At 71.6% G+C, this 24,678-nt stretch carries 26 protein-coding genes; 10 read left to right on the forward strand and 16 right to left on the reverse strand.

Annotation, left to right across the window (positions count from 1 at the left end):
• Window positions 1-202 precede the first annotated feature (202 nt).
• The gene (locus IH00_RS0111570) at window positions 203-844 is read right to left on the reverse strand and encodes a DNA-3-methyladenine glycosylase (RefSeq protein ID WP_031072394.1); all 642 of its coding nucleotides are present in this window, start codon (window positions 842-844) and stop codon (window positions 203-205) included.
• Window positions 845-918: 74 nt separating this feature from the next.
• Between IH00_RS0111570 and IH00_RS0111575 the strand changes: the two genes are divergently transcribed.
• The 3 genes from IH00_RS0111575 to IH00_RS0111585 all read left to right on the forward strand — a co-directional run bounded on the left by IH00_RS0111575 (window position 919) and on the right by IH00_RS0111585 (window position 2,977).
• Entirely contained in the window at window positions 919-1,701 is a 783-nt protein-coding gene (locus tag IH00_RS0111575; RefSeq protein ID WP_031072396.1) for a sporulation protein, read from the forward strand.
• Window positions 1,702-1,746: 45 nt separating this feature from the next.
• The gene (locus tag IH00_RS0111580) at window positions 1,747-2,286 is read left to right on the forward strand and encodes a YbhB/YbcL family Raf kinase inhibitor-like protein (RefSeq protein WP_031072398.1); all 540 of its coding nucleotides are present in this window, start codon (window positions 1,747-1,749) and stop codon (window positions 2,284-2,286) included.
• Between the two features lie 181 nt (window positions 2,287-2,467).
• Window positions 2,468-2,977, forward strand: a complete 510-nt coding sequence (locus IH00_RS0111585) for an HNH endonuclease (RefSeq protein ID WP_031072400.1) — start codon at window positions 2,468-2,470, stop codon at window positions 2,975-2,977.
• A 60-nt stretch (window positions 2,978-3,037) separates the two neighbouring features.
• Here the strand turns inward: IH00_RS0111585 and IH00_RS0111590 are convergent, their stop codons facing one another.
• From IH00_RS0111590 to IH00_RS0111605, 4 genes are all read right to left on the reverse strand, one after another.
• Window positions 3,038-3,811 carry a sulfite exporter TauE/SafE family protein gene (locus tag IH00_RS0111590; protein ID WP_031072401.1) on the reverse strand — a complete coding sequence of 258 codons (774 nt, stop codon included), beginning with the start codon at window positions 3,809-3,811 and terminating at the stop codon, window positions 3,038-3,040.
• A gap of 68 nt (window positions 3,812-3,879) precedes the next feature.
• On the reverse strand, window positions 3,880-4,830 hold the full coding sequence (locus tag IH00_RS0111595; protein WP_031072403.1) for an SPFH domain-containing protein: 951 nt from the start codon (window positions 4,828-4,830) through the stop codon (window positions 3,880-3,882).
• Window positions 4,831-4,971: 141 nt separating this feature from the next.
• On the reverse strand, window positions 4,972-5,400 hold the full coding sequence (locus tag IH00_RS0111600; RefSeq protein WP_031072405.1) for an NfeD family protein: 429 nt from the start codon (window positions 5,398-5,400) through the stop codon (window positions 4,972-4,974).
• A gap of 97 nt (window positions 5,401-5,497) precedes the next feature.
• Entirely contained in the window at window positions 5,498-6,289 is a 792-nt protein-coding gene (locus tag IH00_RS0111605) for an ABC transporter ATP-binding protein (protein WP_031072408.1), read from the reverse strand.
• A gap of 139 nt (window positions 6,290-6,428) precedes the next feature.
• Here IH00_RS0111605 and IH00_RS0111610 point away from each other — a divergent pair, with 139 nt between their 5' ends.
• Entirely contained in the window at window positions 6,429-7,217 is a 789-nt protein-coding gene (locus IH00_RS0111610; protein WP_031072409.1) for a hypothetical protein, read from the forward strand.
• 158 nt (window positions 7,218-7,375) lie between these two features.
• Here the strand turns inward: IH00_RS0111610 and IH00_RS0111615 are convergent, their stop codons facing one another.
• The 3 genes from IH00_RS0111615 to IH00_RS0111625 all read right to left on the reverse strand — a co-directional run bounded on the left by IH00_RS0111615 (window position 7,376) and on the right by IH00_RS0111625 (window position 9,585).
• On the reverse strand, window positions 7,376-7,621 hold the full coding sequence (locus IH00_RS0111615) for a chaplin (protein ID WP_031072411.1): 246 nt from the start codon (window positions 7,619-7,621) through the stop codon (window positions 7,376-7,378).
• Between the two features lie 121 nt (window positions 7,622-7,742).
• Window positions 7,743-8,426, reverse strand: a complete 684-nt coding sequence (locus IH00_RS0111620) for a response regulator (RefSeq protein ID WP_234334831.1) — start codon at window positions 8,424-8,426, stop codon at window positions 7,743-7,745.
• Window positions 8,419-9,585 carry a GAF domain-containing sensor histidine kinase gene (locus IH00_RS0111625; protein ID WP_052411350.1) on the reverse strand — a complete coding sequence of 389 codons (1,167 nt, stop codon included), beginning with the start codon at window positions 9,583-9,585 and terminating at the stop codon, window positions 8,419-8,421. Before IH00_RS0111625 ends, IH00_RS0111620 begins: the two co-directional genes overlap by 8 nt.
• Before the next feature lie 174 nt (window positions 9,586-9,759).
• Between IH00_RS0111625 and IH00_RS0111630 the strand changes: the two genes are divergently transcribed.
• From IH00_RS0111630 to IH00_RS0111640, 3 genes are all read left to right on the forward strand, one after another.
• A complete protein-coding gene (locus tag IH00_RS0111630; protein WP_031072417.1) occupies window positions 9,760-10,461 on the forward strand; it encodes an SDR family NAD(P)-dependent oxidoreductase in 702 nt (233 codons plus the stop codon).
• Window positions 10,458-11,561: an S-adenosylmethionine:tRNA ribosyltransferase-isomerase gene (locus IH00_RS0111635; RefSeq protein ID WP_031072419.1), complete on the forward strand. Its 1,104-nt coding sequence runs from the start codon at window positions 10,458-10,460 to the stop codon at window positions 11,559-11,561. The genes IH00_RS0111630 and IH00_RS0111635 overlap by 4 nt, the downstream gene beginning before the upstream one ends.
• 300 nt (window positions 11,562-11,861) lie before the next feature.
• The gene (locus tag IH00_RS0111640; RefSeq protein WP_031072421.1) at window positions 11,862-12,596 is read left to right on the forward strand and encodes a transglycosylase SLT domain-containing protein; all 735 of its coding nucleotides are present in this window, start codon (window positions 11,862-11,864) and stop codon (window positions 12,594-12,596) included.
• Window positions 12,597-12,716: 120 nt separating this feature from the next.
• Here the strand turns inward: IH00_RS0111640 and IH00_RS0111645 are convergent, their stop codons facing one another.
• Window positions 12,717-15,335: an ABC transporter ATP-binding protein/permease gene (locus tag IH00_RS0111645; protein ID WP_078887693.1), complete on the reverse strand. Its 2,619-nt coding sequence runs from the start codon at window positions 15,333-15,335 to the stop codon at window positions 12,717-12,719.
• A gap of 816 nt (window positions 15,336-16,151) precedes the next feature.
• Between IH00_RS0111645 and serB the strand changes: the two genes are divergently transcribed.
• The gene (gene serB, locus IH00_RS0111650; protein WP_031072426.1) at window positions 16,152-17,360 is read left to right on the forward strand and encodes a phosphoserine phosphatase SerB; all 1,209 of its coding nucleotides are present in this window, start codon (window positions 16,152-16,154) and stop codon (window positions 17,358-17,360) included.
• A 243-nt stretch (window positions 17,361-17,603) separates the two neighbouring features.
• On the opposite strand, the gene IH00_RS0111655 is transcribed toward serB, so the two are convergent.
• From IH00_RS0111655 to IH00_RS0111670, 4 genes are all read right to left on the reverse strand, one after another.
• A complete protein-coding gene (locus tag IH00_RS0111655; RefSeq protein ID WP_031072428.1) occupies window positions 17,604-18,122 on the reverse strand; it encodes a SixA phosphatase family protein in 519 nt (172 codons plus the stop codon).
• Between the two features lie 57 nt (window positions 18,123-18,179).
• Window positions 18,180-18,380, reverse strand: coding sequence for a hypothetical protein (locus IH00_RS0111660; RefSeq protein ID WP_031072430.1), 201 nt, complete (start codon window positions 18,378-18,380; stop codon window positions 18,180-18,182).
• A 252-nt stretch (window positions 18,381-18,632) separates the two neighbouring features.
• Window positions 18,633-18,752 (reverse strand): SGM_5486 family transporter-associated protein, encoded by a 120-nt coding sequence (locus IH00_RS45050; RefSeq protein WP_107064446.1) that lies wholly within the window; start codon window positions 18,750-18,752, stop codon window positions 18,633-18,635.
• Window positions 18,753-18,770: 18 nt separating this feature from the next.
• Window positions 18,771-20,129 carry a CynX/NimT family MFS transporter gene (locus IH00_RS0111670; RefSeq protein ID WP_420710869.1) on the reverse strand — a complete coding sequence of 453 codons (1,359 nt, stop codon included), beginning with the start codon at window positions 20,127-20,129 and terminating at the stop codon, window positions 18,771-18,773.
• A 146-nt stretch (window positions 20,130-20,275) separates the two neighbouring features.
• Here IH00_RS0111670 and IH00_RS0111675 point away from each other — a divergent pair, with 146 nt between their 5' ends.
• A complete protein-coding gene (locus tag IH00_RS0111675) occupies window positions 20,276-20,959 on the forward strand; it encodes a FadR/GntR family transcriptional regulator (protein ID WP_031072433.1) in 684 nt (227 codons plus the stop codon).
• On the opposite strand, the gene IH00_RS0111680 is transcribed toward IH00_RS0111675, so the two are convergent.
• The 3 genes from IH00_RS0111680 to fabG all read right to left on the reverse strand — a co-directional run bounded on the left by IH00_RS0111680 (window position 20,938) and on the right by fabG (window position 22,949).
• Window positions 20,938-21,222, reverse strand: a complete 285-nt coding sequence (locus IH00_RS0111680; RefSeq protein ID WP_234334838.1) for a hypothetical protein — start codon at window positions 21,220-21,222, stop codon at window positions 20,938-20,940. The two genes, IH00_RS0111675 and IH00_RS0111680, sit on opposite strands and share 22 nt — an antisense overlap.
• Window positions 21,223-21,459: 237 nt before the next feature.
• Window positions 21,460-22,227, reverse strand: coding sequence for an enoyl-ACP reductase FabI (gene fabI, locus IH00_RS0111685; protein ID WP_031072438.1), 768 nt, complete (start codon window positions 22,225-22,227; stop codon window positions 21,460-21,462).
• A gap of 5 nt (window positions 22,228-22,232) precedes the next feature.
• Window positions 22,233-22,949, reverse strand: coding sequence for a 3-oxoacyl-[acyl-carrier-protein] reductase (gene fabG / locus IH00_RS0111690; RefSeq protein ID WP_031072440.1), 717 nt, complete (start codon window positions 22,947-22,949; stop codon window positions 22,233-22,235).
• 200 nt (window positions 22,950-23,149) lie between these two features.
• On the opposite strand from fabG, the gene IH00_RS0111695 reads away from it, so the two are divergent.
• Window positions 23,150-24,673, forward strand: a complete 1,524-nt coding sequence (locus IH00_RS0111695) for a TldD/PmbA family protein (RefSeq protein WP_031072442.1) — start codon at window positions 23,150-23,152, stop codon at window positions 24,671-24,673.
• The last annotated feature ends 5 nt before the right edge of the window (window positions 24,674-24,678 follow it).

The raw sequence follows: 24,678 nt of genomic DNA on the forward strand, positions 1-24,678 counted from the left end.
CCTTTGCCTTTCGGCGCTCCACCACTTTAGACGATTTCCTCTGCGACTCATAATCGGGCCGCTGGATTGAATTCCGGCATGCCGGAAGTCGAAACCCTTGAGGGAGATCGATCTTGTGTGGTGGTTGGCTGCTTCCGGGGCGCTCGAACGGCGTGCCCGGCTCCTGCAGCTCGGTAGACGTTAGGCGCTTCCGCCTCTCGCGTCAAGTCCTCCTCCGGCGTGGCACATGGGCGCGGTACGGGCTCACCGTGGGGTCGCCGTCGATCCAGAAGCGCCAGGGGTGTGTGGCGCCGTCGCCGCTGACGCCCGTGCGGGGACCCGTGCGGACCTGGTCGGTGGGGGCGGGGGTCCCGGTGAGCACGGCGAGCGGGGACTCGGGGCCGGCGCAGGCGTCGGTGCCGTCGAGGGTGCGGTCCACGTCCAGGGCGGTGGCGAGCCGGGCCGGCCCTTTGGCAAGTTCCCGATCATGACGGGCCGAGAGCCGGCGTTTGCGGGCGAGCTCGTGCCCCACCCGGATCTCGCCCGCACGCAGCAGGACACCGCTGGCGTGGCCCTCGGGTCCGCACACCAGGTTCAAGCAGTGCCACATGCCGTACGTGAAGTAGACGTACGCGTGACCGGGCGGTCCGAACATGACCGCGTTGCGGGCGGTGCGGCCGCGGAAGGCGTGGGAGCCGGGGTCGGCCTCCCCCGCGTACGCCTCGACCTCGGTCAGGCGCAGTTCGATGGGGCCGTCGTCCGTCAGGCGTACGAGTGTGCGGCCGAGCAGGTCCGGGGCGACCTCCAGTACGGGGCGCTCGAAGAAGTTTCGCGGCAGCGGCGTACGGTCGGGGCTCTCGATCATGTCGTACGAGCGTAATGGGGAACCGGCTACGGTCGTCGCGCGTATCTAGGGGTCAGGATCCAGAAGGAGTGAACATGGGGTTCAAGAAGCTGCTCGCCAGCCTTGGCGCGGGCGGGGCGTCCGTCGAGACGGTGCTCACCGAGGCCAACGTCGTACCGGGCGGGGTCGTCCAGGGTGAGGTGCGGATCCAGGGCGGCACCGTGGACCAGCGGATCGAGGGGCTGTCGGTCGGTCTGCAGGCGCGGGTCGAGGTCGAGAGCGGCGATCATGAGGTCAGGCAGGACATCGAATTCACCAAGGTCCGGTTGGGCGGTGCCTTCGAGGCGAAGGCCGGGGCGGTGCACGTGGTGCCGTTCGGCCTCGAGATCCCGTGGGAGACGCCGGTCACGATGATCGCCGGGCAGCACCTGCACGGGATGGACATCGGTGTGACGACCGAGCTGGAGATCGCGCGGGCGGTGGACTCCGGTGACCTGGACCCGATCAACGTGCACCCGCTCCCGGCGCAGCAGGCGATCCTCGACGCCTTCATCCAGCTGGGCTTCCGGTTCAAGAGCGCGGACATGGAGCGCGGTCACATCCGCGGGACGCGGCAGCGGCTGCCGTTCTACCAGGAGATCGAGTTCCTCCCGCCGCAGCACTACCGGGGCCTGAACCAGGTCGAGCTGTCCTTCGTGGCGGACGAGCGGGAGATGGACGTCGTCCTGGAGATGGACAAGAAGCCGGGGTTGTTCAGCGAGGGCAGCGACTCGTACCGCGCCTTCACGGTGGGGCTCCACGACTTCGGGAACACCGACTGGGCGGCGTACCTCAACCAGTGGCTCGCCGACGTCGGTGGTCGGCGCAACTGGCTCTAAGGTCGGTCGGGAAGCCGGAACAACAGCGATACGGAGGTTCATAGCGTGGCCGAGGAGAAGAGGGCGCCGCTTCCTCACGACTTCCATCCGCAGGTGCCGTCGTTCACCGTGGTGAGCGACGACGTCGCGCCGGGGGCCGTGCTGGCTGACGCGCAGGTCTACGCCGAGGGGAACACCTCCCCGCATCTGCGGTGGGAGGGCTTTCCGGAGGGGACGAAGAGCTTCGCCGTGACGTGCTTCGACCCCGACGCTCCGACCGGGAGCGGCTTCTGGCACTGGGTGCTGTTCGACATCCCGGCGTCGGTCACCGAACTGCCGGCGGGTGCGGGCGGCGGGAAGTTCGAGGGGCTGCCCGAAGGGGCGGTGCACGTCCGCAACGACTACGGGACGCGGGACTTCGGTGGTGCGGCGCCGCCGGCCGGCGATCCGGCGCACCGGTACGTGTTCACCGTGTACGCCGTGGACCAGGAGAAGCTGGGCCCGGACGCGGACGCGTCGCCCGCTGCGGTGGGGTTCAACCTGCGGTTCCACACGCTGGCGCGTGCGCAGTTGATCGGTGAGTACGCGGCTCCTGCCGAGTCCTGACGTTCGTCTGTTGTTTGCCCGCTTCTGGTCTTGGAGAGATCAGAAGCGGGCATCTTTTGTTTCGGGGAGCCCGGGGACGGCCCCCGGGTGAAGAGATATTGCGTTGTCCTACCCGGCGTGCCCGGCCAGAGTTGATCCCAGCCCGCCAGGGGGGTGGGCCGGCACACGGGAGGTGGGCACAATGCGGGACACGCTGGTACTCAACGCGAGCTTCGAGCCGCTGTCGACGGTGACGCTCAACCGTGCGGTGGTGCTGGTTCTGCAGGACAAGGCCGTCGTCGAACAGTCCCATCCCGGGCTCCGCGTGCGGGCGGCCGCCGTGGAACTGCCGGTGCCGCGGGTGATCAGGCTCTGCAGGTACGTCCGGGTGCCTTTCCGAAGACAGGCGCCGTGGTCGCGGCGGGGTGTGCTGGTGCGGGACCGGCACCGGTGCGCGTACTGCGGGAAGCGTGCGACGACGGTGGACCACGTGGTGCCGCGGGCGCAGGGTGGTGGCGACAACTGGCTGAACACGGTGGCGTCGTGCGCGGAGGACAACCACCGCAAGGCGGACCGTACGCCGGAGCAGGCGGGGATGCCGCTGCTCCACCAGCCGTTCGTACCGTCTCCGGCGGACGCGATGCTGCTCGCGCTGGGTGTGCGGGACCGTGCGGAGCTGCCTGAGTGGCTGGGGCAGTCGGTGGCGGCGTAGGCGTGTCCGCCCGTGTGCGAAAGGAGCCCGTCTCGGATCGAGGCGGGCTTCGTCGTGCGGTCAGCTCCGGGTGACGAGCTGGACGATCGCGAGGATGCCGACGGTGATGATGACCGCGCGCAGCACGGCCGGCGGGAGGCGGCGGCCGACCGTGGCCCCGATCTGGCCTCCGATGGTGGAGCCGACGGCGATGAGCAGGACGGCGGTCCAGTCGAAGTGGGCGACGAAGAGGAAGAACAGCGCGGCGACGGTGTTGACCACGGCCGCGAGGACGTTCTTGGCGGCGTTGAGGCGCTGCAGGGTGTCGTCGAGCAGCATGCCCATGAGGGAGACGTAGATGATCCCCTGGGCTGCGGTGAAGTAGCCGCCGTAGACGCTGGCGAGGAGGAGGGCGGTGAAGAGGAGGGGGCCGCCCGCCGGGTCGCCGCCGTCGGCGCCCCGGCGTTCGCGGCGGCGCTGGACGGCCCGTGAGATGCGGGGTTGCAGGATGACGAGGACGAGGGCGAGGCCGACGAGGACGGGGACGATCGTCTCGAAGGCGGTGGGGGGCAGGACGAGGAGCAGGGTGGCGCCGCTGACGCCGCCGATGGCCGCGGCGATGCCGAGGCGCAGGATGCGGCGGCGCTGGCCGGTGAGTTCGGCCCGGTAGCCGATGGCTCCGCTGATGGAGCCGGGGATGAGGCCGAGGGCGTTGGAGACGGTGGCGGTGACGGGCGGCAGGCCGGTGGCGAGCAGCACCGGGAAGGTGATGAGCGTGCCGGAGCCGACGATGGTGTTGATCGTGCCCGCGCCGATGCCGGCGGCGAAGACGGCGAGCATTTCCCAGATGGTCACGCGGTGCCCTCGCTCCTCGCGCATGATCGGTGCTTGATGCACAGATCATGCACGACGGAGGGGGTGCGTCAGTCGACCGGGGGCTCTTCGCGGCGCTGTTGCGGCGGCTGCTTGGCGGCGCCACCGGTGTTGAAGCCGGGGGTGCCGTTGCCGATGTTGCCGAAGGCGCCGGAGAGGCCCTTGAGGGCGTCGCCGATCTCGCTGGGGACGATCCAGAGCTTGTTGGCGTCGCCTTCGGCGATCTTCGGAAGCATCTGGAGGTACTGGTAGGAGAGCAGCTTCTGGTCGGGGTCGCCGGCGTGGATGGCCTCGAAGACGGTGCGGACCGCCTGGGCTTCGCCCTCGGCGCGCAGGGCGGCGGCCTTGGCCTCACCTTCGGCGCGGAGGATGGCGGACTGCTTCTCGCCCTCGGCGGTCAGGATCTGCGATTGGCGGATGCCTTCGGCGGTGAGGATGGCGGCGCGCTTGTCGCGGTCGGCGCGCATCTGCTTCTCCATCGAGTCCTGGATGGAGGTCGGGGGCTCGATCGCCTTGAGTTCGACGCGGTTGACGCGGATGCCCCACTTGCCGGTGGCCTCGTCGAGGACGCCGCGCAGGGCGGCGTTGATCTCCTCGCGGGAGGTGAGGGTGCGCTCCAGGTCCATGCCGCCGATGATGTTGCGGAGGGTGGTGACGGTGAGCTGCTCGATCGCCTGGATGTAGCTGGCGACTTCGTAGGTGGCGGCGCGGGCGTCGGTCACCTGGTAGTAGATGACAGTGTCGATGTTGACGACCAGGTTGTCCTGGGTGATCACCGGCTGGGGCGGGAACGGTACGACCTGTTCCCGCAGGTCGATCCGGTTGCGGATCGAGTCGATGAACGGAACGACGATGTTGAGGCCCGCGTTGAGGGTGCGGGTGTAGCGGCCGAAGCGCTCGACGATGGCGGCGCTTGCCTGCGGGATGACCTGGATCGTCTTGATCAGGGCGATGAAGACGAGCACCACCAGGATGACCAGGACGATGATGACTGATGGCATCGATGTTCCCCGTGCCCTTCACTGCCGCGGTTGTATTCGATGATCGAGTTTCCCAGACGGCGGGGTGTCGCGTGCACCGTTTCCCTGGGCTTGACCGGGTTGCGTCGCACGGCGTCCCCGCGCACCGACTCCGACGTACCGTCACATGACCACGGCGGTGGCTCCGTCGATCTCCACGACGTCGACCTGCTGCCCCGGCGCGAAGGACTGGTCGGTGTCGAGAGCGCGGGCGGACCAGATCTCCCCGGCGAGCTTGATCCGTCCGCCGTTGCCGTCGACCCGTTCCACGACGACGGCCTGACGGCCCCTCAGGGCGTCGACGTTCGTGACGTACTGGGGCCGGCCGTCACGATGGCGTGCCGCGATGGGGCGCACCACCGCGATGAGGGCGACGGAGACGACGGCGAAGACCACGACTTGGGCGACCACGCCCAGCCCGAGGGCCGCGGTGACGGCTCCGGCGATCGCGCCGACGGACAGCATTCCGAATTCCGGCATCGCGGTCAGGACGAGGGGGATGCCGAGTCCCACCGCGCCGATCAGCCACCAGACCCATGCGTCGATGTCCACCCGGCCATGGTAGGACCGCGGGTCGGGTCCCCGACAGGGCGCGGAGGGGCGGGCACTGCGGCTTCGGCGCTGCCCGCCGGCGCGGGAGGGCGCGGGGTCAGGAGAGGGGCAGCCCCTGAGCGGTGTAGCGGTCGCCGACGTGCTCGACGACGAGCGGGAGGCCGAAGCAGTGGGAGAGGTTGCGCGACGTCAGCTCCATCTCCATCGGGCCCGCGGCGAGGACCTTGCCCTGACGGATCATCAGAACGTGGGTGAAGCCCGGCGGGATCTCCTCGACATGGTGGGTGACCATGATCATGGAGGGGGCGTACGGGTCGCGGGCGAGGCGCCCGAGGCGGCGGACCAGGTCCTCGCGGCCGCCGAGGTCGAGGCCGGCGGCCGGCTCGTCGAGGAGCAGCAGCTCGGGGTCGGTCATCATCGCGCGGGCGATCAGTGTGCGCTTGCGCTCGCCCTCGGAGAGGGTGCCGAACCTGCGGTCCAGGAACTCGGTCATGCCGAGGCGGTCGAGGAAGGCGCGGGCCCGGTCCTCGTCGACGGTGTCGTAGTTCTCGTGCCAGGTGGCGGTCATGCCGTACGCGGCGGTGAGCACGGTCTGGAGGACCGTCTGGCGCTTGGGCAGCTTGTCGGCCATCGCGATGCCGGCCATGCCGATGCGGGGGCGCAGTTCGAAGACGTCGACCTTGCCGAGCTGGTCGCCCAGCACGCGGGCGCTGCCGGCGCTCGGGTAGAGGTAGGTGGAGGCGACGTTGAGGAGAGTGGTCTTGCCGGCGCCGTTGGGCCCGAGGATGACCCAGCGCTCGCCCTCCTTGACCGACCAGGAGACGTCGTCCACCAGAGCGCGTCCGTCGCGGACCACGGATACGTCCACCAGCTCCAGTACATCGCTCATGAGCGCGTTGTCTCCCCTATGCGGTCGGATCTCGTCGTGCGGCCGTGCCTGTGGGCGCGGTCTTCAGGGAAAACCTACGCCACCGGTGGCGCGGGTCGGTCCTTAGGTCCGGTTCGGCGGCAGTGCCTAGGGTGGGGGCATGCTTTCGGAACCACGTTCAGGACGGTTGGCCGCATGGGGGAACGCCCTGCTGGCCGGGTTGGTGTCGCCGGATGAGGCCGTGCTCGCGATTGTCGGGGAGGACGCGGTGCACCGGGTGGAGGGGCTGCCGGGCGAGGCGGGGCCGGTCGGGCTGACGCTCGCGCTGGGGCGGCTGCGTGCGCTCGGGGTGACCGGGTGGCGCGTCGCGCTGCCGGCGCCCGGGCATCCGCTGGGGCTGAGCGGGCCTCCGGAGTTCAACGCGCGGGCGCTGGAGGCGGAGGAGGCGGTGGTCGGGTACGGGGCCGCCTTCGGGCTCGTGCCGGAGGTGTACGAGGCGGGTCCCGCCGGGGACGTGCACGTGGAGGTCGTGTGGCACTGCCTGCCGGTGCGGGAGGCGCCGCCGGCGGACGTGCCGTCGCTCGGGGAGGCGGAGCGGGAGCTGGCGGAGGCGCTGCGGGAGGCGACCGTGGTGCTGACGCGGCTGGACGTGGCGGCGTCGGGGCCGGTGGCGGAGGCGGCGCTGGACGCGTACCGGGCGCGGGCGGAGGCGGGAGGCGAGATGCTGGCGCCGGGGTATCCGCCGCGGGCCGTGCGGGTGCTGGAGCTGGCGCAGCGGGTGGGGTTCCTGATCTCGCTGGCGTACGGGAACGGGCACGGCGGGGCGGTGAGCGCGTCGGAGATGGCGGCGCGCACGGAGGCGCTGCGGCCGGTGGAGCGGGTGGCGCGGCGGGCGCAGGTGGCGGCGTTCAACGCCTGGGTGGAGGAACGGGAGCGCGAGCGGGGGTGACGCGGGGGGTTCGCCCTCCGCTTTCCGCTGTGCGGGTTCGCCGCCCGCGCGGTTCGGCGGGCGCGGAGGCGGGCCGGCAGACCGGGACGCGGGGTGCGGGCCGGGCGGGACGACGGGTCGGCGGCCCCCGGGTGGGGCGGGGGCCGCCGACGGGGCCGTCAGTGGTTGACGGACGTGTTGCCGAAGGCCGGGTTCAGGGCGCCGATCACGTTGACGCTGTTGCCGTTGACGTTCACCGGGACGTGGACCGGGGCCTGGATCAGGTTGCCGGAGCCGACACCGGGGGAGCCGATGGCGGCGCCGTCCGCGTGCGCGCCGGAGGTGGCGGACGCGGCACCCGCGGCGGCGGCGACGAGCCCACCGGCGACCATGGTGATGGCAGCGGCCTTCTTCAGGTTCTTCACTTCGGGAATCCTCCGTTGGACGTCGCTGCGGAGATCACCGCAGCACGTCCTGGAGAACGGCCGTGCGCCACCGAGGTTGCGCCGAGCGGATGACATACACACGACGGTATGAATCTCCGACTTATTTGGCCGGGCCGGTTGACCATCCGGTCACGCCGTGGCGCACGGCCCACAGCGCCGCCTGTGTGCGGTCCGCGAGGTCCAGCTTCATCAGGATGTTCGACACGTGGGTCTTCACCGTCTTCTCCGAGAGGACCAGCGCGCGGGCGATCTCGCGGTTCGAGCGGCCGTCGGCGATCAGTCCCAGCACCTCACGCTCGCGCTCGGTGAGGGTGCCGCCGCGTCCCGTGCCGCCGTTCCCCTCGTCCTGGCTGAGGAGGGCGACGGCCACCTCCGGCTGGAGCAGGACGTGCCCGGCGTGGACCGAGCGGATGGCGCCGGCCAGCGCGTCGGGGTCGACGTCCTTGTAGACGTATCCGGAGGCCCCCGCGCGCAGGGCGGGCACCACCGTGCGCTGCTCCGTGAAGCTGGTGACGATCAGCACCTTCGCGGGGTTGTCCAGCTCCCGCAGCTTGCGCAGGGCCTCGATGCCGTCCATGCCCGGCATCTTGACGTCCATGAGGACCACGTCCGGGCGGAGCTCCTCCGCGCGGGCCACGCCCTCGGCGCCGTCGGCCGCCTCACCGACGACCTCGATGTCGTCCTGCACCTCCAGGAACGTGCGCAGTCCGCGGCGGACCACCTGGTGGTCGTCGACCAGCAGGACGCGGATCCCCGTCCTCGTACGGGGCGCTGCCTCAGCCACCAGGGACCTCCATCTCGATCGTGGTGCCCTTGCCGGGCTCGGACTGGACCGTGAGCGTGCCGCCGACGCCGCCCGCCCGGTCCCGCATGGAGACCAGGCCCAGGTGGCGGCCCGCCCTGCGGACCGCGCGCGGCTCGAACCCCTTGCCGTCGTCGGTGACGCTGAGCACCGCGCCCTGGCCGCGCCGCACCAAGGAGACGGCCACCTGATCGGCGCCGGAGTGGCGCAGTGCGTTGTGGAGGGCTTCCTGGGCGACGCGCAGCACGGCCTCCTCCTGCGCGGCCGGCAGGGCCCGTATCCCGCAGCTGTCGAAGGTGACGCGCGCGCTGTGGGCGCGGTCCAGGACCTGCACCTGGGTGCGGAGGGTGTGGACGAGCCCGTCCTCGTCGAGGGCGGCGGGGCGCAGCTCGACCACCGCGGCGCGCAACTCGTCCGCCGCCTCGGCGGCGAGCGCGGCGACCTGCTGGAGCTCCCCCTTGGCGCGGGCCGGGTCCCGGTCGACGAGCGCCGAGGCCGCCTGGGCCGTCAGCCGCAGGGAGAAGAGCTTCTGGCTCACGGCGTCGTGCAGCTCGTGCGCGAGGCGGGAGCGCTCCTCGGCGATGGTGAGCTCGCGGCTGCGCTCGTACAGCCGCGCGTTGGTGAGGGCGATCGCGGCGTGCTGGGCGAGGATGCCGAGCAGTTCCTCGTCGTCCTCGGTGAAGCCGCAGCCTCCCTCGGCGCGCGCGGGCCCGGAACAGCGCTTGTTGGCGAGGAACAGGGCGCCGATCGTCTCGTCGCCGTCACGGATCGGCAGGCCCAGGAAGTCCGACATCTCGGGGTGGGCGGCCGGCCAGCCCTCGAAGCGGGGGTCCTGGCGGACGTCGGCGAGGCGCTCCGGCCGGGCCTCGTGGAGCATCGCGGCGAGGATGCCGTGCTGGCGGGGCAGCGGGCCGATCGCCTTCCACTGCTCGTCGCTCACCCCGTCCACGACGAACTGGGCGAAGCCCCCGTGGTCGTCCGGAACGCCCAGGGCTGCGTATTCGGCGTCGAGCAGCTCGCGCGCCGAGGCGACGATCGTCTTGAGGACGTCGCGGACCTCCAGGTGCCTGCTCATCGCGAGCAGGGCCGTGCTCACGGCGGCGAGGCCGGAACGGGGCGGACGCTCTCGTCGATCGGTCATGTGTTCACGGTACCGGCGGGGTGTGACCGTGCGTATCGGACCGGGGACCGCCGTCACCCGGGGCCGCAGGACTAGGTCGAAGTTCCCTGCCCGGACGGGGCCGGCGCACGAGGTGGAGGCAGGGCCCGGCGTTCGACGCTGGACGCATCCGTTCGACGAAGGGATGTGGAGATCATGGCTGTCGCGATCGTCACCGGTGCTTCCAGGGGGCTGGGGCGGGCACTCGCCGCGGCACTCGCCGGTGAGGGGTGGGACCTGGTGCTCGACGCCAGGAACGCCGGCGCGCTGGAGGATGCCGCCGGTCAGGCGCGGGCGCGCGGGACGCGGGTGGTGGCGGTGCCGGGGGACGTCACGGACGCGGCGCACCGGGCGCGACTGGTGGCCGCCGCGCGGGAGCTGGGCGGGCTGGACCTGCTGGTGAGCAACGCCAGCGCGCTGGGCGCCGAGCCCCTCGTACGGCTGGACGCGCTGCCCCTGGCGGGGCTGCGGACCGCGTTGGAGACCAATGCGGTCGCCGCGCTCGGTCTCGTGCAGGAGGCCTTGCCGCTGCTGCGGGCGAGCGGGTACGGCGGGACGGTGATCGTGGTCAGCTCGGACGCGGCGGTGGAGGCGTACGAGACCTGGGGCGGGTACGGGGCTTCCAAGGCGGCGCTGGACCGGCTGGCGGCGGTGCTCGGCGTGGAGGAGCCGGGCCTGCGGGTGTGGTCCGTGGACCCGGGCGACATGCGGACCGATCTGTACGCGGCCGCCGTGCCGGACGACGACGATCCGCGTCCCGCGCCGGAGACGGTGGTCCCGGCCTTCCTGCGGCTGCTTCGCGAGCGGCCGGTGAGCGGGCGCTGCACGGCGTCCTCGCTGCTGGAGGCGGACGCATGACCGTGCTGGGCGCGCTGCGGGTACCGGACGAGCTCTGCGCACGGGTGCCCGCTGAGGAGCGGGGGCGCGGGCGGGACGACGTGCGGTTGCTGGTCTCGCGCGGGGTCACCGTGTCGCACCACGCGTTCGGCGAGCTGCCCGGGCTGCTGCGGCCCGGGGACGTGCTGGTGGTGAACACCTCCACGACCTTGGCGGCGGCCGTCGGCGGGCGGCTGGGCACCGACGCCGTGGTGGTGCACTTCTCGACGTACGGGGACGACGGGCGGTGGGCCGTGGAGCTGCGTGCGCCCGACGGGCGGGGCAGTACGCGACCGCGTCCGGGAGGACCGGTGGGCGGGGTCGTACGGCTGCCGGGCGGCGCACGGCTCGTCCTGGAGGAACCGCTGGTGCCCGGAGCGGCGCGGTTGTGGTGGGCGTCGGTGTCGGTCCCGGCGCCCGGCGGCGGGCCCCGCGGCCTGCCGGGCGGTGTGCCGGGACTGCTGGCGCGGTACGGGCGGCCCGTCCGGTACGGGTACACCGAGCGCGACCAGCCGCTGGCCGCCTACCAGACCGTCTTCGCCCGGCCCTCCCCCGATGGCGCCGGGTCGGCGGAGATGCCGAGCGCGGGGCGGCCCTTCACGGCGGGGACGGTCGCGGAGCTGGTGAGCCGGGGCGTGCGGTTCGCACCGGTGACGCTCCATACGGGAGTGGCGTCCGCGGAGGCGCACGAACCGCCGTACCCGGAGCGCTTCGCGGTGCCGGGGGCGACGGCGTGGCTGGTGAACGCGGCGCGGGCGGGCGGCGGGCGCATCGTCGCCGTCGGGACGACGGCGGTGCGGGCGCTGGAGTCGGCGGTGGGCGCCGACGGCGTCGTACGGGAGGCGGCGGGGTGGACGGATCTGGTCGTCACGCCGCGGCGCGGGGTGCGGGTCGTCGACGGGCTGCTGACCGGGCTGCACGAGCCGCGGGCATCGCACCTGCTGATGCTGGAGGCGGTGGCCGGACGGGAGGCGCTGGACCGCGCCTACACCGAGGCGCTGAGCCGTCAGTACCTCTGGCACGAGTTCGGCGACGTGCATCTCCTGCTGCCGGAGGAAGGTGCTCGTCGAGCCCTCACGTAGAGCATTGCGTGCGCAACACAAGGTGAGACTGCCTCGTGTCCGTTGTGAGCCCTCGCATAGGACACAGGTCACTTACGAAGCGCCGTAGTGGATCCGTTAAGACCGAATCATGGCTGGTTGGGGGGTGGTCTTGGGCGATTTGTACGGCTTGGCTCCACCTCCTGATCCACTACCCGGCATCGTACGTCACACCTTTGCCACAGGATTTTGCGGCCGCTAAGAATTGCAGCCGTTGCCCGCCGAGCAGGCGCAGCGCCACCCGGCCTGGCGACGTCCCGCGATTCGAAGAGGTACGACTGCATGTCCGCGTTCAACACCCGCCCCGGCTTCAGCCGTCTCAAGAAGAACCAGAAGAAGCTCTCCCTCGCCGGCGTAGCCGCCATCGGCGCCGTCGCCGTCGGTCTCTCCGCCGTTCCCAGCAACGCCTCCACCGCCGAGACCGTCGAGCCGCAGGCGGTCGCCGCCGCCGCCGCTCCGGTCGCGTTCGGTTCGCAGGCCGGCACTCTCAAGGTCAACCTGCACGAGCAGGTCACCAGCATCGAGCTCAAGGCCAAGGCCGACGCGGCCGCCGCCGCAAAGGCGAAGGCCGCTGCCGCCGCCAAGGCCAAGGCCGCTGCCGCCGCCAAGGCGAAGGCCCAGGCCGAGGCCGCCGCGAAGAAGCGCGCCGCCGCCCAGGCCGCCGCCAGCCGCGCCGCCGCCCGCAAGCCGGTGTACGCGAACAACCTCGACGGCTGGATCCGCGAGGCGCTCGACATCATGAAGAAGCACAACATCCCGGGTACCTACGAGGGCATCCACCGCAACATCATCCGCGAGTCCAGCGGTAACCCGAACGCCATCAACAACTGGGACATCAACGCCCGCAACGGTGTCCCGTCGATCGGCCTGCTCCAGGTCATCAAGCCGACGTTCGACGCCTACCACGTCCCCGGCACCAAGAAGAGCCAGTGGGACCCGGTCGCCAACATCGTCGCCGCCTGCAACTACGCGGCCGACCGCTACGGCTCCATGGACAACGTCAACAGCGCGTACTGATACGCACCGGGACGTCCCCGCGGCACCTGACGGTCCCGAGGCGCACCGATGTGGAAGGGCGGCACCCCGTGCGGGGTGCCGCCCTTCACGCGCGCGTGGCGCCGGTGGCGTACGGAGACGTTACTTGCGCATGACCTCGGGCTCGTGGCGGCGCAGCAGCCGCGCCACCAGGAAGCCGCAGGCGATGCCGATCAGCAGCAGGACGGTGACGTTGAAGCCCCACTGGCCGGCCGTGTGGTCCCACAGCGGGTCCAGGTTCGTCGGGTCCTTCGGGTCCCACGGCGGCATCAGGTGGGCGAGGTCCAGCGTGGCACCGGCGCCGGCGATGGCCCAGCGCGACGGCATCAGCCAGGCGAACTGCTCCAGGCCCGGGGACCCGTACACCTGGAACAGGATGCCGGTGAAGACGACCTGGACGATCGCGAACATGACCAGCAGCGGCATGGTCTTCTCGGCGGTCTTCACCAGGGAGGAGATGACCAGGCCGAACATCATCGAGGTGAAGCCGAGGGCGATGATCACGACGCAGAGCTCGACGGCGGGGGGCATGATGAGGCCCTCCTCCGGGAGATCGCGGGTGGCGAAGCCGATGGCGCAGATGATGACGCCCTGGATCGCCGTGATCACGCCGAGGACGATCACCTTCGACATCAGGTACGCCGAGCGGGACAGGCCGGTGGCCCGCTCCCGTTCGTAGATGACCCGTTCCTTGATCAGCTCTCGTACGGAGTTGGCGGCGCCCGAGAAGCACATGCCGACCGCGAGGATCAGCATGATCGTGCCGGCGTCGCCGTTGAAGCGGGACGGCGGCGTCGGCGGTGCGAGACCGAAGTCGGCCGGGATGACGACCGAGACCAGGCCGAGGACGGCCGGGAGGATCACCATCAGACCCATGAAGCCCTTGTCGGACGCGATGACCGACGCGTAGCGGCGGATCAGGGTCCACAGCTGCGCGCCCCAGCTCTGCGGCTTGGGCGGGCGCATGGCCTGGGCCGACGGCATCTGCACCGACTGCGGGGCGACGGCGTCGATGTCCGCGGCGTACATCTGGTAGTGCTGCGAGCCCTTCCAGCGGCCCGCCCAGTCGTAGTCGCGGTAGTTCTCGAACGCGGAGAAGACATCGGCCCAGGTGTCGTAGCCGAAGAAGTTGAGCGCCTCCTCCGGCGGGCCGAAGTACGCCACCGAACCGCCCGGCGCCATGACGAGCAGCTTGTCGCAGATCGCCAGCTCGGCGACCGAGTGGGTGACGACGAGGACCGTGCGGCCGTCGTCGGCCAGCCCGCGCAGCAGCTGCATGACGTCGCGGTCCATGCCCGGGTCGAGACCGGAGGTCGGCTCGTCCAGGAAGATCAGCGACGGCTTGGTCAGCAGCTCCAGGGCGACGGACACGCGCTTGCGCTGGCCGCCGGAGAGGGAGGTGACCTTCTTCTCCTTGTGGACGTCCAGCTTGAGCTCGCGCAGGACCTCGTCGATCCGGGCCTCGCGCTCCTGCTCGGTGGTGTCCGCGGGGAAGCGGAGCTTCGCGGCGTACTTGAGCGCGGTCCGGACGGTCAGCTCCTTGTGCAGGATGTCGTCCTGCGGGACCAGACCGATGCGCTGACGCAGCTCGGCGAACTGCTTGTACAGGTTCCGGTTGTCGTAGAGGACGTCACCCTGGTTGGCGGGGCGGTAACCGGTGAGCGCCTTGAGGAGGGTCGACTTGCCGGAGCCGGAGGGGCCGATGACGGCGATCAGCGACTTCTCCGGGACGCCGAACGAGACGTCCTTCAGGATCTGCTTGCCGCCGTCCACCGTGACGGTGAGGTGGCGGGCCGAGAAGGAGACCTCACCGGTGTCGACGAACTCCTCGAGACGGTCCCCGACGAGCCGGAAGGTCGAGTGACCGACGCCGACGATGTCGTTCGGGCCGATGAGGGCGGAGCCGGACTTGGCCAGCGGCTGGCCGTTGACGTAGGTGCCGTTGTGGGAGCCGAGGTCGCGGATCTCGAAGCGGCCGTCGGGCGTGGCGTGGAACTCGGCGTGGTGGCGCGAGACCTGGAGGTCGGAGACGACCAGCTCGTTCTCGAGCGCACGACCGATGCGCATCACCCGGCCGAGGGCGAACTGGTGGAAGGTGGTCGGGCTCCGGTCGCCGTAGACCGGCGGGGCCCCCGCGGCGCCGCCGCCCTGGCCCGGGACCTTCTGGGCGTACTGCTCGACCGGGCCGGCGGGACCGGCCGGGCCGCCGGGGCCGGACGGCTGCTGCGGGACGTGGGGCTGCTGCTGTTGCTGCTGCCAGCCCTGGTGCTGCGGAGCGGCCTGCTGCTGCGGGACCGCCTGGTGCTGCTGCGGGGCCGCCTGCTGAGGCCAGCCGTGCTGCTGCGGCGGGGCCTGGTGGCCCTGGGCCTGTGGAGCCGCGGCCTGCGCGCTGTGGGCACCCGCGCCCGCCCCCGCTCCGGCGCCGGTCAGATTCAGCCGCGGGCCGTCGGTGGCGTTGCCGAGATGGACGGACGATCCCGGTCCGATCTCCATCTGGTGGATCCGCTGGCCCTGCACGTAGGTGCCGTTGGTGGAGCCGTGGTCCTCGATGACCCAACTCCGGCCGCCCCAGCTGATCGTGGCGTGCCGCCACGAGACCCTGGCGTCGTCGATCACCAGGTCACCCTGCGGATCGCGGCCAAGGGTGTACGACCTGGACGGATCGAGGGCCCAGGTCCTTCCGTTCAATTCCAGTACGAGTTCCGGCACTCCATGCCCCACTAGTTGTCCCCCGAGTGACCCCCGTCGCGGGGAGTCTAGGGATGGTGAACATCGTGGGGAACTATTTCAGGCCCGGTCCCGTATTCGAAAGTCGGGCGGTGTGAAGACAGCGCGCAGGCGCCTGCGGGCCCTGGCTCCCGTGGGGTGGGGTGGGGGCATGAATACCCCTTGAGCGACAAAATCCCGCCAAATAAGCGGGAATGATGCGCAGGGGGAGCAACTCGGAAAGAACCAAGGGCCTTCGCGGGCCTTTGGGTACCCCTCCGCCCGCCTTCGAACGGTCCTCTTGCCCACGGGCGGGTGCGGGACCGGTCCCGGTGGCCGCGTCCGGCGGGCCGATGTGATCCTGGCCTCGCTCTTCGGCGCCGGCGAGGTGCCGGGGCCGCCGGCGCGGCAGGGCGGCCGGCGCCGCGGCGGATCGGTCCTCGGCCGGGGCCGGGCGACGGTCCCCCGGCGGGGCCGGGCGGGCGCCGGGGTCGGGCCGGCCGGCGCCGTCCGCCGGCCCGCCGAACGGGGCGAGCCGTGTGCGCCGGCGGCGTACGCCCCTGCACGCGGCGGCGTCGCGGCCGGTGCCGGCAGCCGCGGCGCGGGACAGCGGCAACGGCAACGGCAACGGCAACGGCAACGCGGCGGCTCCCTCCGACGGGGATACGGAGCCGCGGCCCGGAGCGGTGCCGCCGGGGACGGAGAGCCGCGGCCCGGCACGGCACCGGCCGGGGGGCTCGTCCGGTGGCGGAGGTCCCCCGGAGGGGCCGGTGTCCGGTCCGCGGGACAGGGGAAGCCCGCCGGGCGCGGGGCCGATACGGTGGGGGGACCATGAGCGCATCGCAGACCTCCGACGTACCCACCCTTCTCGTCAAGATCTTCGGGAAGGACCGGCCCGGGATCACCGCCGGGCTCTTCGACACCCTCGCCGCCTTCTCGGTCGACGTGGTCGACATCGAGCAGGTCGTCACCCGGGGCCGCATCGTCCTGTGCGCGCTCGTCACCGAGCCCACCGCGAGCACGGAGGGTGAGCTGCGGGCGACGGTCCACAGCTGGGCGGAGTCGCTGAAGCTCCAGGCGGAGATCATCTCCGGTACGGGCGACAACCGTCCGCGCGGTGTCGGCCGGTCGCACGTCACCGTGCTCGGGCATCCGCTGACCGCCGAGAACACGGCGGCCATAGCGGCCACGATCACCGCGACGGGCGGCAACATCGACCGGATCTTCCGGCTGGCCAAGTATCCGGTGACCGCCGTGGAGTTCGCGGTGTCCGGTACGGAGACGGAGCCGCTGCGCACGGCGCTCGCCACCGAGGCCGCCGAGATCGGCGTGGACGTGGCGGTCGTGTCGGCGGGGCTGCACCGCCGGGCCCAGCGCCTGGTCGTCATGGACGTCGACTCGACGCTCATCCAGGACGAGGTGATCGAGCTCTTCGCGGCGCACGCCGGCTGTGAGGACGAGGTCGCCGAGATCACCGCCGCCGCCATGCGCGGCGAGCTGGACTTCGAGCAGTCGCTCCACGCGCGCGTGGCGCTGCTCGAAGGGCTGGACGAGTCGGTCGTGGACAAGGTCCGCGCGGAGGTCCGCCTGACGCCGGGCGCCCGCACACTGATCAGGACCCTCAAGCGGCTGGGCTACCAGGTCGGTGTCGTGTCGGGCGGCTTCACGCAGGTGACGGACGAGCTGCAGGTACGGCTCGGGCTGGACTTCGCCTCCGCCAACACGCTGGAGGTCGTCGACGGCAAGCTGACCGGCCGCGTCACCGGGGAGATCGTCGACCGGGCGGGCAAGGCCCGGCTGCTGCGCCGGTTCGCCGCCGAGGCGGGCGTACCGCTGGCCCAGACCGTCGCGATCGGCGACGGCGCCAACGACCTGGACATGCTGAACGCCGCGGGCCTGGGCGTGGCCTTCAACGCCAAGCCCGTCGTGCGCCGGGCCGCCGACACCGCCGTGAACGTTCCCTTCCTGGACACGGTCCTCTACCTGCTGGGCATCACCCGGGAAGAGGTCGAGGCGGCGGACACCGACGTCGTCGGCTGACGCTCCGGAACGGTCCGGGCGGGTCCGGGCGGCGGTCCGGACGGGCCGCAGGGACGACGGGCCGCGGGAGTCCGACGGGCCGCAGGGGGCCCGACGGGCCGCGGGAGTCCGACGGGCCGCGGGGGTCCGCAGCGGCCGGCAAGCGAACGGAAGAAGGGCCCGGGCACCGAGCTGGTGTCCGGGCCCTCTCACGTCAAGGGCAGCGCGGGCCTCGGCCCTCTCACGTCAGGGGCAGCGCGGGCTTCACTCGTGCGGCGCCCAGTAGGCGGTCAGTGTGCCGACCCCGTGCTCGACGGACTTCCACGAGCCGGTGAACTCCACCACGGCGAACGCGGACGTCGGGAAGCCCCCTCGGCTCATCCGGGCGAGTGTGTCGCCCTCCGCCCGCCCCGCGAGGGCGTCGGCGAGAGCGTGCATCCCGGGGTTGTGGCCGATGACGAGAAGGTCGTTCACGTCGTCGGACGTCTCGTTGAGCAGCGCGATGAGATCACCGAGCGAGGCTTCGTACAGCCGCTCCTCGTACACGGTCCTGGGCCGCTGAGGAAGCTCGTGCACTGCCAGTTTCCATGTCTCGCGGGTCCGGACGGCGGTCGAGCACAGGGCCAGATCGAAGGTGATGCCGGTCTCGGCGAGCCTGCGACCGGCCACGGGCGCGTCCATGCGTCCTCGGTCGGCGAGCGGCCGCTCGTGGTCGGACACCTGGGGCCAGTCGGCCTTCGCATGCCGGAGTAGCACGATCCTGCGGGGTGTATCGACGCTCATGGCCCCAGCTTCGCATGAAACGCGCCACGGGGCGCAGGGTGTTGGGCAGCTCCGGCCTCAGCGGGAGAGCGTCTGCTGGATGCGTTCGAGAATGCGCCCGACCGCCGGATCCCCGCCGGTCGCATGCGCCTCACCGCCCCCGGTGATGAGGGCGAGGAGGAGCGCGAAGGCGAGCACCGGCAGGGCGAGGGCCCACCAGGGCAGGCGGGTGTCGACGCGGCCGGTGACGTGGTGCCGGGTGTGCGTGGGGGCCGACATGGCCGCCTCCGTGGGTGCGAGGGGTCGGTGGGTCCGAGGGTCGTGACCGTCTGTCCCGGACGGTACGGGCCAGCGGGCCCCGGGCCCATCCGGTGATCCACCCACTTCACCCTGACCCGCGCCCCCTAGGGGATGCGGCCGCGCACAGGGCTCCGGCGCTGAGGGCCTCCCGGACGCGGACGCCCCGGGCACCGCAGCGCTCCGCACTCGAACACTCGGGCGTCACGGATCAGGAGCCCGGGAGGTCGGATCTCAGGGTGAGGCGATCGAGGCGATGATGCCGATGATCACGCCGATCGCCAGCATGGAGCCCACCACGATGAGGAGCTTCTTCTGGCCGTTCTGGGGGTTCGGGTCGAGCACAGGTTGCATGTCCCCCAGTCTCGCACCTCAGACCTCGTCCTCGATCGTCCGGTCCCGGCCGGCGAGGATGCCGACGATCATCTGCGGCACCATCAGGCCCGCCATCAGGGCCAGCGGCGTCCCCCAGCCGCCGCTGTGCTGGTACAGGGCGCCGACCAGCGTCGGCCCCGGGATCGAGATGAGGTAGCCGACGCTCTGCGCGAAGGCGGAGAGCCGTACGACGCCGCCGCTGCTGCGCGACCGCATGCCGATCATGGTGAGCGCGAGCGGGAAGGCGCAGTTGGAGACGCCCAGCAGGAGCGCCCACAGCCACGCCCCCTGAGCCGGGGCGAAGAAGAGACCGGCGTATCCGCTCAGACCGCAGAGGGCGAGGGCGACGACGATGGGGCCCTGGTTCTTCATCCGGGTGGCGAGCCGGGGGATGACGAAGGCGAGCGGCACGCCCATCACCATGGTCACGGCGAGCAGCACCCCGGCGGTGCCGGCGGAGACGCCGGCGTCGCGGAAGATCTGCGGCATCCAGCCCATGGTGATGTACGCGCCCGTGGCCTGGAGCCCGAAGAAGCAGCCCAGCGCCCAGGCGGTACGGCTGCGCGTGATCCGCAGCGTCCGTGCCTCGCCACCGTTGCCGTCGGCGCTGCCGGCCGCCCCGCGCCCGGCAGGCCCGTCCACCGCCGCGGCGCCGCGCATCCGGCCCCTCACCAGCGGCAACCAGGCCACCGCGGCAAGCGCGGCGAGGACCGCCCACACGCCCAGGCCGGTGCGCCAGCTCCCGCCGAGCGCGTCCGTCATGGGTACGGTCGCGGCGGCCGCGAGGGAGGTGCCCAGGGCCAGGGCCATCGAGTACAGGCCGGTCATGGTGCCGACGCGGTCGGGGAAGTACCGCTTGACGATCACCGGCATGAGCACGTTGCTGACGGCGATGCCCATCAGGGCGAGCGCGCTGGCGGCGAGAAAGGCCCAGGTACCGCCGGTGAAGGGCCGCACGGCCAGACCCGCCGTGATGGCGGCCATGCCGGCGAACACGACCGCGGCCGGGCCGAAGCGGCGGGCGAGGCGGGGCGCGGTGATACCGAAGACGGCGAAGCACAGGGGCGGGACGGAGGTGAGCACCCCGGCCAGGCTGCCGCTCATGTGGAGCCCGTCCCGCACCTCTTCGAGGAGCGCGCCGAGGCTGGTGATGGCCGGGCGGAGGTTGAGCGCGGCCAGGACGAGCCCGGCGATCAGGAGCCTGCCGAGCCAGAGGGACCAGGGAGCGCCGTCCGGGCCGGGGGTGGCGCCCGCGGGGCCGGGAGCGGTCGTCGGCACGCGGGCGCGGCCACGTCCCATGGTGTCGGGCTGCGGGGGTATCCGGGGGGACGTCTGGGTCTGCGGCTCACGGGACATGAGGCCATCATAGAATCATGGGATGATTGACTGTCCAATCGCGCCGTCTCGGGCGGTCCCTCCGTCGGGGTGCGGGGGCGAGCGCCCACCGGCGCTCCCGTCGCTCACCGATAATCTCCGGGACAGCCCCCAGGACAAGGAGCACCATGGCTCTCAGCTCTCCCCGCCGATCCGGGCTCTCCGATCAGGTGATCGCCGAGCTGCGGAACCAGATCACCTCGGGCGAGTGGCCGGTCGGCTCCCGCATCCCCACCGAGCCGGAGCTGGTGGAGCAGCTGGGCGTGGCCCGCAACACGATCCGCGAGGCGGTGCGCGCGCTCGCGCACAACGGGCTCCTGGACATCCGCCAGGGCTCGGGCACCTACGTCGTGGCGACCAGCGAGCTCGCAGGGGTGATGCACCGCCGCTTCTCGGGGGCGGACCCGCGGCACATCGCGGAGCTGCGCGCCACGCTGGAGTCGTCCGCCGCGCGCCTGGCCGCCGAGCGCCGCACCGACCGGGACATGAAGCAGCTGGACGCGCTGCTGGCGCGTCGCGAGGAGGCGTGGGAGGCGGGTGACGCCGAGCGGTTCGTCACGGCGGACTCGGCCTTCCACCTGGCGGTGGTGGCGGCCTCGCACAACGACGTCATGGCGGAGCTCTACGCCGATCTGGGCCACCTGGTCCGGGACTGGCTGCGCGAGGACGTGGGCCAGGAGCTGCGCCCGGAGTACCACATGGACCACGCGCGGCTGGTGGAGGCCATCCGCGCGGGCGACGCGGACGCGGCGGCCACCGAGGCGGCCGGCTACCCGTTCATGTGTCTGCGTCAGTCCCGTACCGGCTCGTGAGTGATCCAGGCGGCGCGGACCTCCTTCCAGCACCGCTCGGTCAGCTCGGCGTAGGCGGTGGGGCCCACCTCGACGGGCGCGCTGTCGGAGTCGATGTCCCACCAACGGTCGCACTCGACGTGCAGGCGGACACGGTCCGTGTCGGGGTAGGGGTTGTGGCAGTACGCCGTGACGAGGGAGCCCTCGACCGACGTGCGGCATGAGGCGGCGTACGCTTCGTGATCGTCGGCATATGCCTGGGTACTGGCGGCGAGCCCCCACAGGAGGGCCGATGCCGCCCCCAGGGCCAGGTGGTCGCTCCGCACAGCCACACCTCCTCCCCGATCTCCCCGAGCGACGGACGCGAATGTCCGTTCTGCCCAGTGTGCCGTGATCACGGCGACTCTTCGACTCGGGGAGACGCCCGAGGGCCGCGCAGCCGCCCGGGGACGGGTGCGCGGCCCTCGATGCGTACCACTCCGCGGGCGGTGCACACGGAGTCGTACGGGCTGCGGACGGGCTCAGGCGCCCATGATGTGCACGCCGCCGTCGACGTGGACGATCTCTCCGGTGGTCTTCGGGAAGAAGTCGGAAAGCAGCGCCACGACACCGCGGCCGGCCGGCTCCGGGTCGGCCATGTCCCAATCGAGCGGGGAACGCTCGTCCCAGACCTTCGCCAGGTCGCCGAAGCCCGGGATGGACTTGGCGGCCATCGAGCCGAGCGGGCCGGCCGAGATCAGGTTGCAGCGGATGTTCTGCTTGCCGAGGTCCCGGGCGAGGTAGCGGCTGGTGGCCTCGAGCGCGGCCTTGGCCGGGCCCATCCAGTCGTACTGCGGCCAGGCGAACTGCGCGTCGAAGGTCAGGCCGACGACCGAGCCGCCGTTCTGCATCAGCGGCAGGCAGGCCATGGTCAGCGACTTCAGCGAGAAGGCGGAGACGTGCATCGCGGTCGAGACGGACTCGAACGGCGTGTTGAGGAAGTTGCCGCCGAGCGCGTCCTGCGGCGCGAAGCCGATGGAGTGCACGACGCCGTCGAGGCCGCCGAGCTCCTCGCCGACGATGCCGGCGAGGCGGTCGAGGTGCTCGTCGTTGGTGACGTCGAGCTCGATGACCTTGGCCGGGCGAGGCAGCTTCTTCGCGATGCGCTCGGTCAGGGTGGGCCGCGGGAAGGCCGTCAGGATGACTTCGGCGCCCTGCTCCTGGGCCACCTTGGCGGTGTGGAAGGCGATGGAGGACTCCATCAGCACACCGGTGATCAGGACGCGCTTGCCCTCGAGGATTCCGCTCATGTGACTCAGTGACCCATGCCCAATCCGCCGTCAACCGGGATGACGGCTCCAGTGATGTACGAGGCGTCGTCCGACGCGAGGAACCGCACCGCGGCGGCGATCTCCTGAGGCTGCGCGTAGCGGCCGAGCGGCACCTGGGCGACGATGCCCTTGCGCTGGTCGTCGGTCAGCACCTTGGTCATGTCCGTGTCGACGAAGCCCGGCGCGACGACGTTGAACGTGATGTTGCGCGAGCCCAGCTCACGGGCGAGCGAGCGCGCGAAACCGACCAGCGCGGCCTTGGAGGCGGCGTAGTTCGCCTGCCCCGCGGAGCCGAGCAGCCCCACCACGGAGGAGATCAGGACGACGCGGCCCTTCTTGGCCCGCAGCATGCCGCGGTTGGCGCGCTTGACCACGCGGAAGGTGCCGGTGAGGTTGGTGTCGAGGACGGAGGTGAAGTCGTCCTCCGACATGCGCATCAGCAGCTGGTCCTTGGTGACGCCGGCGTTCGCCACCAGCACCTCCACCGGACCGTGCTTCTCCTCGATCTCCTTGTAGGCCTGCTCCACCTGCTCGGAGTCGGTGATGTCGCACCGGACGGCGAGGAAGCCCTCCTTGGCGAGCTCTTCCGGGTCGCCGGAGCGGTACGTGATCGCGACCTTGTCGCCGGCGTCGACGAAAGCGCGGGCGATGGCGAGGCCGATGCCCCGGTTTCCTCCGGTGACAAGAACCGAGCGGCTCAACAGATCACCCTTTCCCTTGCACGGTGTGGTTCAACGAAAACCTATCGGTCCCGCCCTCACGACGAGGAATCGACCCCTGACAGTGGCGTACGAATGTCACTGTCGGGTCCCTACAGAAAGCGCCCCGGAAAGCACTGGGCAGCGGGGCGCGCGGCGCGACATGATCGGGGACGACCGGTCTCATACGACAGGAGACATTCGTGCCTCATTCCATCGACGAAGCCTTCACGGCGCTGCCGCTGCGGGCGCTCGCCGACGCGGCGCTCGCGCGGGCCCGGGCGCTCGGCGCCGAGCACGCCGACTTCCGCCTCGAGCGTGTCCGCAGCGCCTCATGGCGCTTGCGGGACGCCAAACCCGCCGGGTCGTCGGACACCACGGACCTCGGGTATGCGGTGCGGGTGGTGCACGGCGGGGCGTGGGGGTTCGCCTCCGGGGTCGACCTGACCATGGACGCCGCGGCCAGGGTCGCCTCGCAGGCGGTGGCCATGGCGAAGCTGTCGGCCCAGGTCATCGCGGCGGCGGGGTCGGACGAGCGGGTGGAGCTGGCCGACGAGCCGGTGCACGCGGACCGGACGTGGGTCTCGTCGTACGAGATCGATCCCTTCACCGTGCCGGACGCCGACAAGAGCGGGCTGCTGGCCGAGTGGAGCGCGCGGCTGCTGCGCGCGGACGGGGTGGCCCATGTGGACGCGCAGCTGCTGACCGTCCACGAGAACAAGTTCTACGCCGACACGGCCGGGACCGTCACCACGCAGCAGCGCGTACGGCTGCACCCGCAGCTGACGGCGGTCGCCGTGGACGGGTCGACCGGCGAGTTCGACTCCATGCGGACGATCGCGCCCCCGGCCGGGCGCGGCTGGGAGTACCTGACCGGCACCGGCTGGGACTGGGACGCGGAGCTGGAGCAGATCCCGGAGCTGCTCGCCGAGAAGATGCGGGCCCCGAGCGTGCAGGCGGGGACGTACGACCTGGTCGTGGACCCGTCCAACCTGTGGCTGACGATCCACGAGTCGATCGGCCACGCCACGGAGCTGGACCGGGCGCTCGGCTACGAGGCGGCGTACGCGGGCACGTCCTTCGCCACCTTCGACCAGCTCGGCAAGCTGGTGTACGGCTCCGCTCTCATGAACGTGACGGGTGACCGGACCGCCGAGCACGGGCTGGCGACGATCGGGTACGACGACGAGGGCGTCGAGGCGCAGAGCTGGGACCTGGTGAAGGACGGCATCCTGGTCGGCTACCAGCTGGACCGGCGGATCGCCCGGCTGACGGGCCTCGGCCGGTCGAACGGCTGCGCCTTCGCGGACTCGCCGGAGCACGTGCCGGTGCAGCGCATGGCGAACGTGTCGCTCCAGCCGGAGCCGGGCGGCCTGTCGACGGAGGATCTGATCGGCGGGGTGGAGCGCGGGATCTACGTGGTCGGCGACCGCTCGTGGTCGATCGACATGCAGCGCTACAACTTCCAGTTCACCGGGCAGCGGTTCTTCCGCATCGAGAACGGGCGGCTGGCCGGCCAGCTGCGGGACGTCGCGTACCAGGCGACGACGACGGACTTCTGGGGCTCGATGGAGAAGGTCGGCGGGCCGCAGACGTACGTCCTGGGCGGCGCCTTCAACTGCGGCAAGGCCCAGCCGGGCCAGATCGCGGCGGTCTCGCACGGCTGCCCGTCGGCCCTGTTCCGGGGCGTGAACATCCTCAACACCACGCAGGAGGCCGGCCGATGAGCGCC

Origin of the sequence: Streptomyces sp. NRRL S-118 (assembly GCF_000716335.1) — a bacterium.
In the GTDB taxonomy this organism is placed as follows: domain Bacteria; phylum Actinomycetota; class Actinomycetes; order Streptomycetales; family Streptomycetaceae; genus Streptomyces.

Coding starts and splice junctions, on each gene's coding strand:
- IH00_RS0111570 (WP_031072394.1), bottom strand. CDS start 844: ATGATCGAGAGCCCCGACCGTACGCCGCTGCCGCGAAACTTCTTCGAG.
- IH00_RS0111575 (WP_031072396.1), top strand. CDS start 919: ATGGGGTTCAAGAAGCTGCTCGCCAGCCTTGGCGCGGGCGGGGCGTCC.
- IH00_RS0111585 (WP_031072400.1), top strand. CDS start 2,468: ATGCGGGACACGCTGGTACTCAACGCGAGCTTCGAGCCGCTGTCGACG.
- IH00_RS0111595 (WP_031072403.1), bottom strand. CDS start 4,830: ATGCCATCAGTCATCATCGTCCTGGTCATCCTGGTGGTGCTCGTCTTC.
- IH00_RS0111605 (WP_031072408.1), bottom strand. CDS start 6,289: ATGAGCGATGTACTGGAGCTGGTGGACGTATCCGTGGTCCGCGACGGA.
- IH00_RS0111610 (WP_031072409.1), top strand. CDS start 6,429: ATGCTTTCGGAACCACGTTCAGGACGGTTGGCCGCATGGGGGAACGCC.
- IH00_RS0111625 (WP_052411350.1), bottom strand. CDS start 9,585: ATGACCGATCGACGAGAGCGTCCGCCCCGTTCCGGCCTCGCCGCCGTG.
- IH00_RS0111630 (WP_031072417.1), top strand. CDS start 9,760: ATGGCTGTCGCGATCGTCACCGGTGCTTCCAGGGGGCTGGGGCGGGCA.
- IH00_RS0111635 (WP_031072419.1), top strand. CDS start 10,458: ATGACCGTGCTGGGCGCGCTGCGGGTACCGGACGAGCTCTGCGCACGG.
- IH00_RS0111640 (WP_031072421.1), top strand. CDS start 11,862: ATGTCCGCGTTCAACACCCGCCCCGGCTTCAGCCGTCTCAAGAAGAAC.
- serB (WP_031072426.1), top strand. CDS start 16,152: ATGAGCGCATCGCAGACCTCCGACGTACCCACCCTTCTCGTCAAGATC.
- IH00_RS0111655 (WP_031072428.1), bottom strand. CDS start 18,122: ATGAGCGTCGATACACCCCGCAGGATCGTGCTACTCCGGCATGCGAAG.
- IH00_RS0111660 (WP_031072430.1), bottom strand. CDS start 18,380: ATGTCGGCCCCCACGCACACCCGGCACCACGTCACCGGCCGCGTCGAC.
- IH00_RS45050 (WP_107064446.1), bottom strand. CDS start 18,752: ATGCAACCTGTGCTCGACCCGAACCCCCAGAACGGCCAGAAGAAGCTC.
- IH00_RS0111670 (WP_420710869.1), bottom strand. CDS start 20,129: ATGTCCCGTGAGCCGCAGACCCAGACGTCCCCCCGGATACCCCCGCAG.
- IH00_RS0111675 (WP_031072433.1), top strand. CDS start 20,276: ATGGCTCTCAGCTCTCCCCGCCGATCCGGGCTCTCCGATCAGGTGATC.
- fabI (WP_031072438.1), bottom strand. CDS start 22,227: ATGAGCGGAATCCTCGAGGGCAAGCGCGTCCTGATCACCGGTGTGCTG.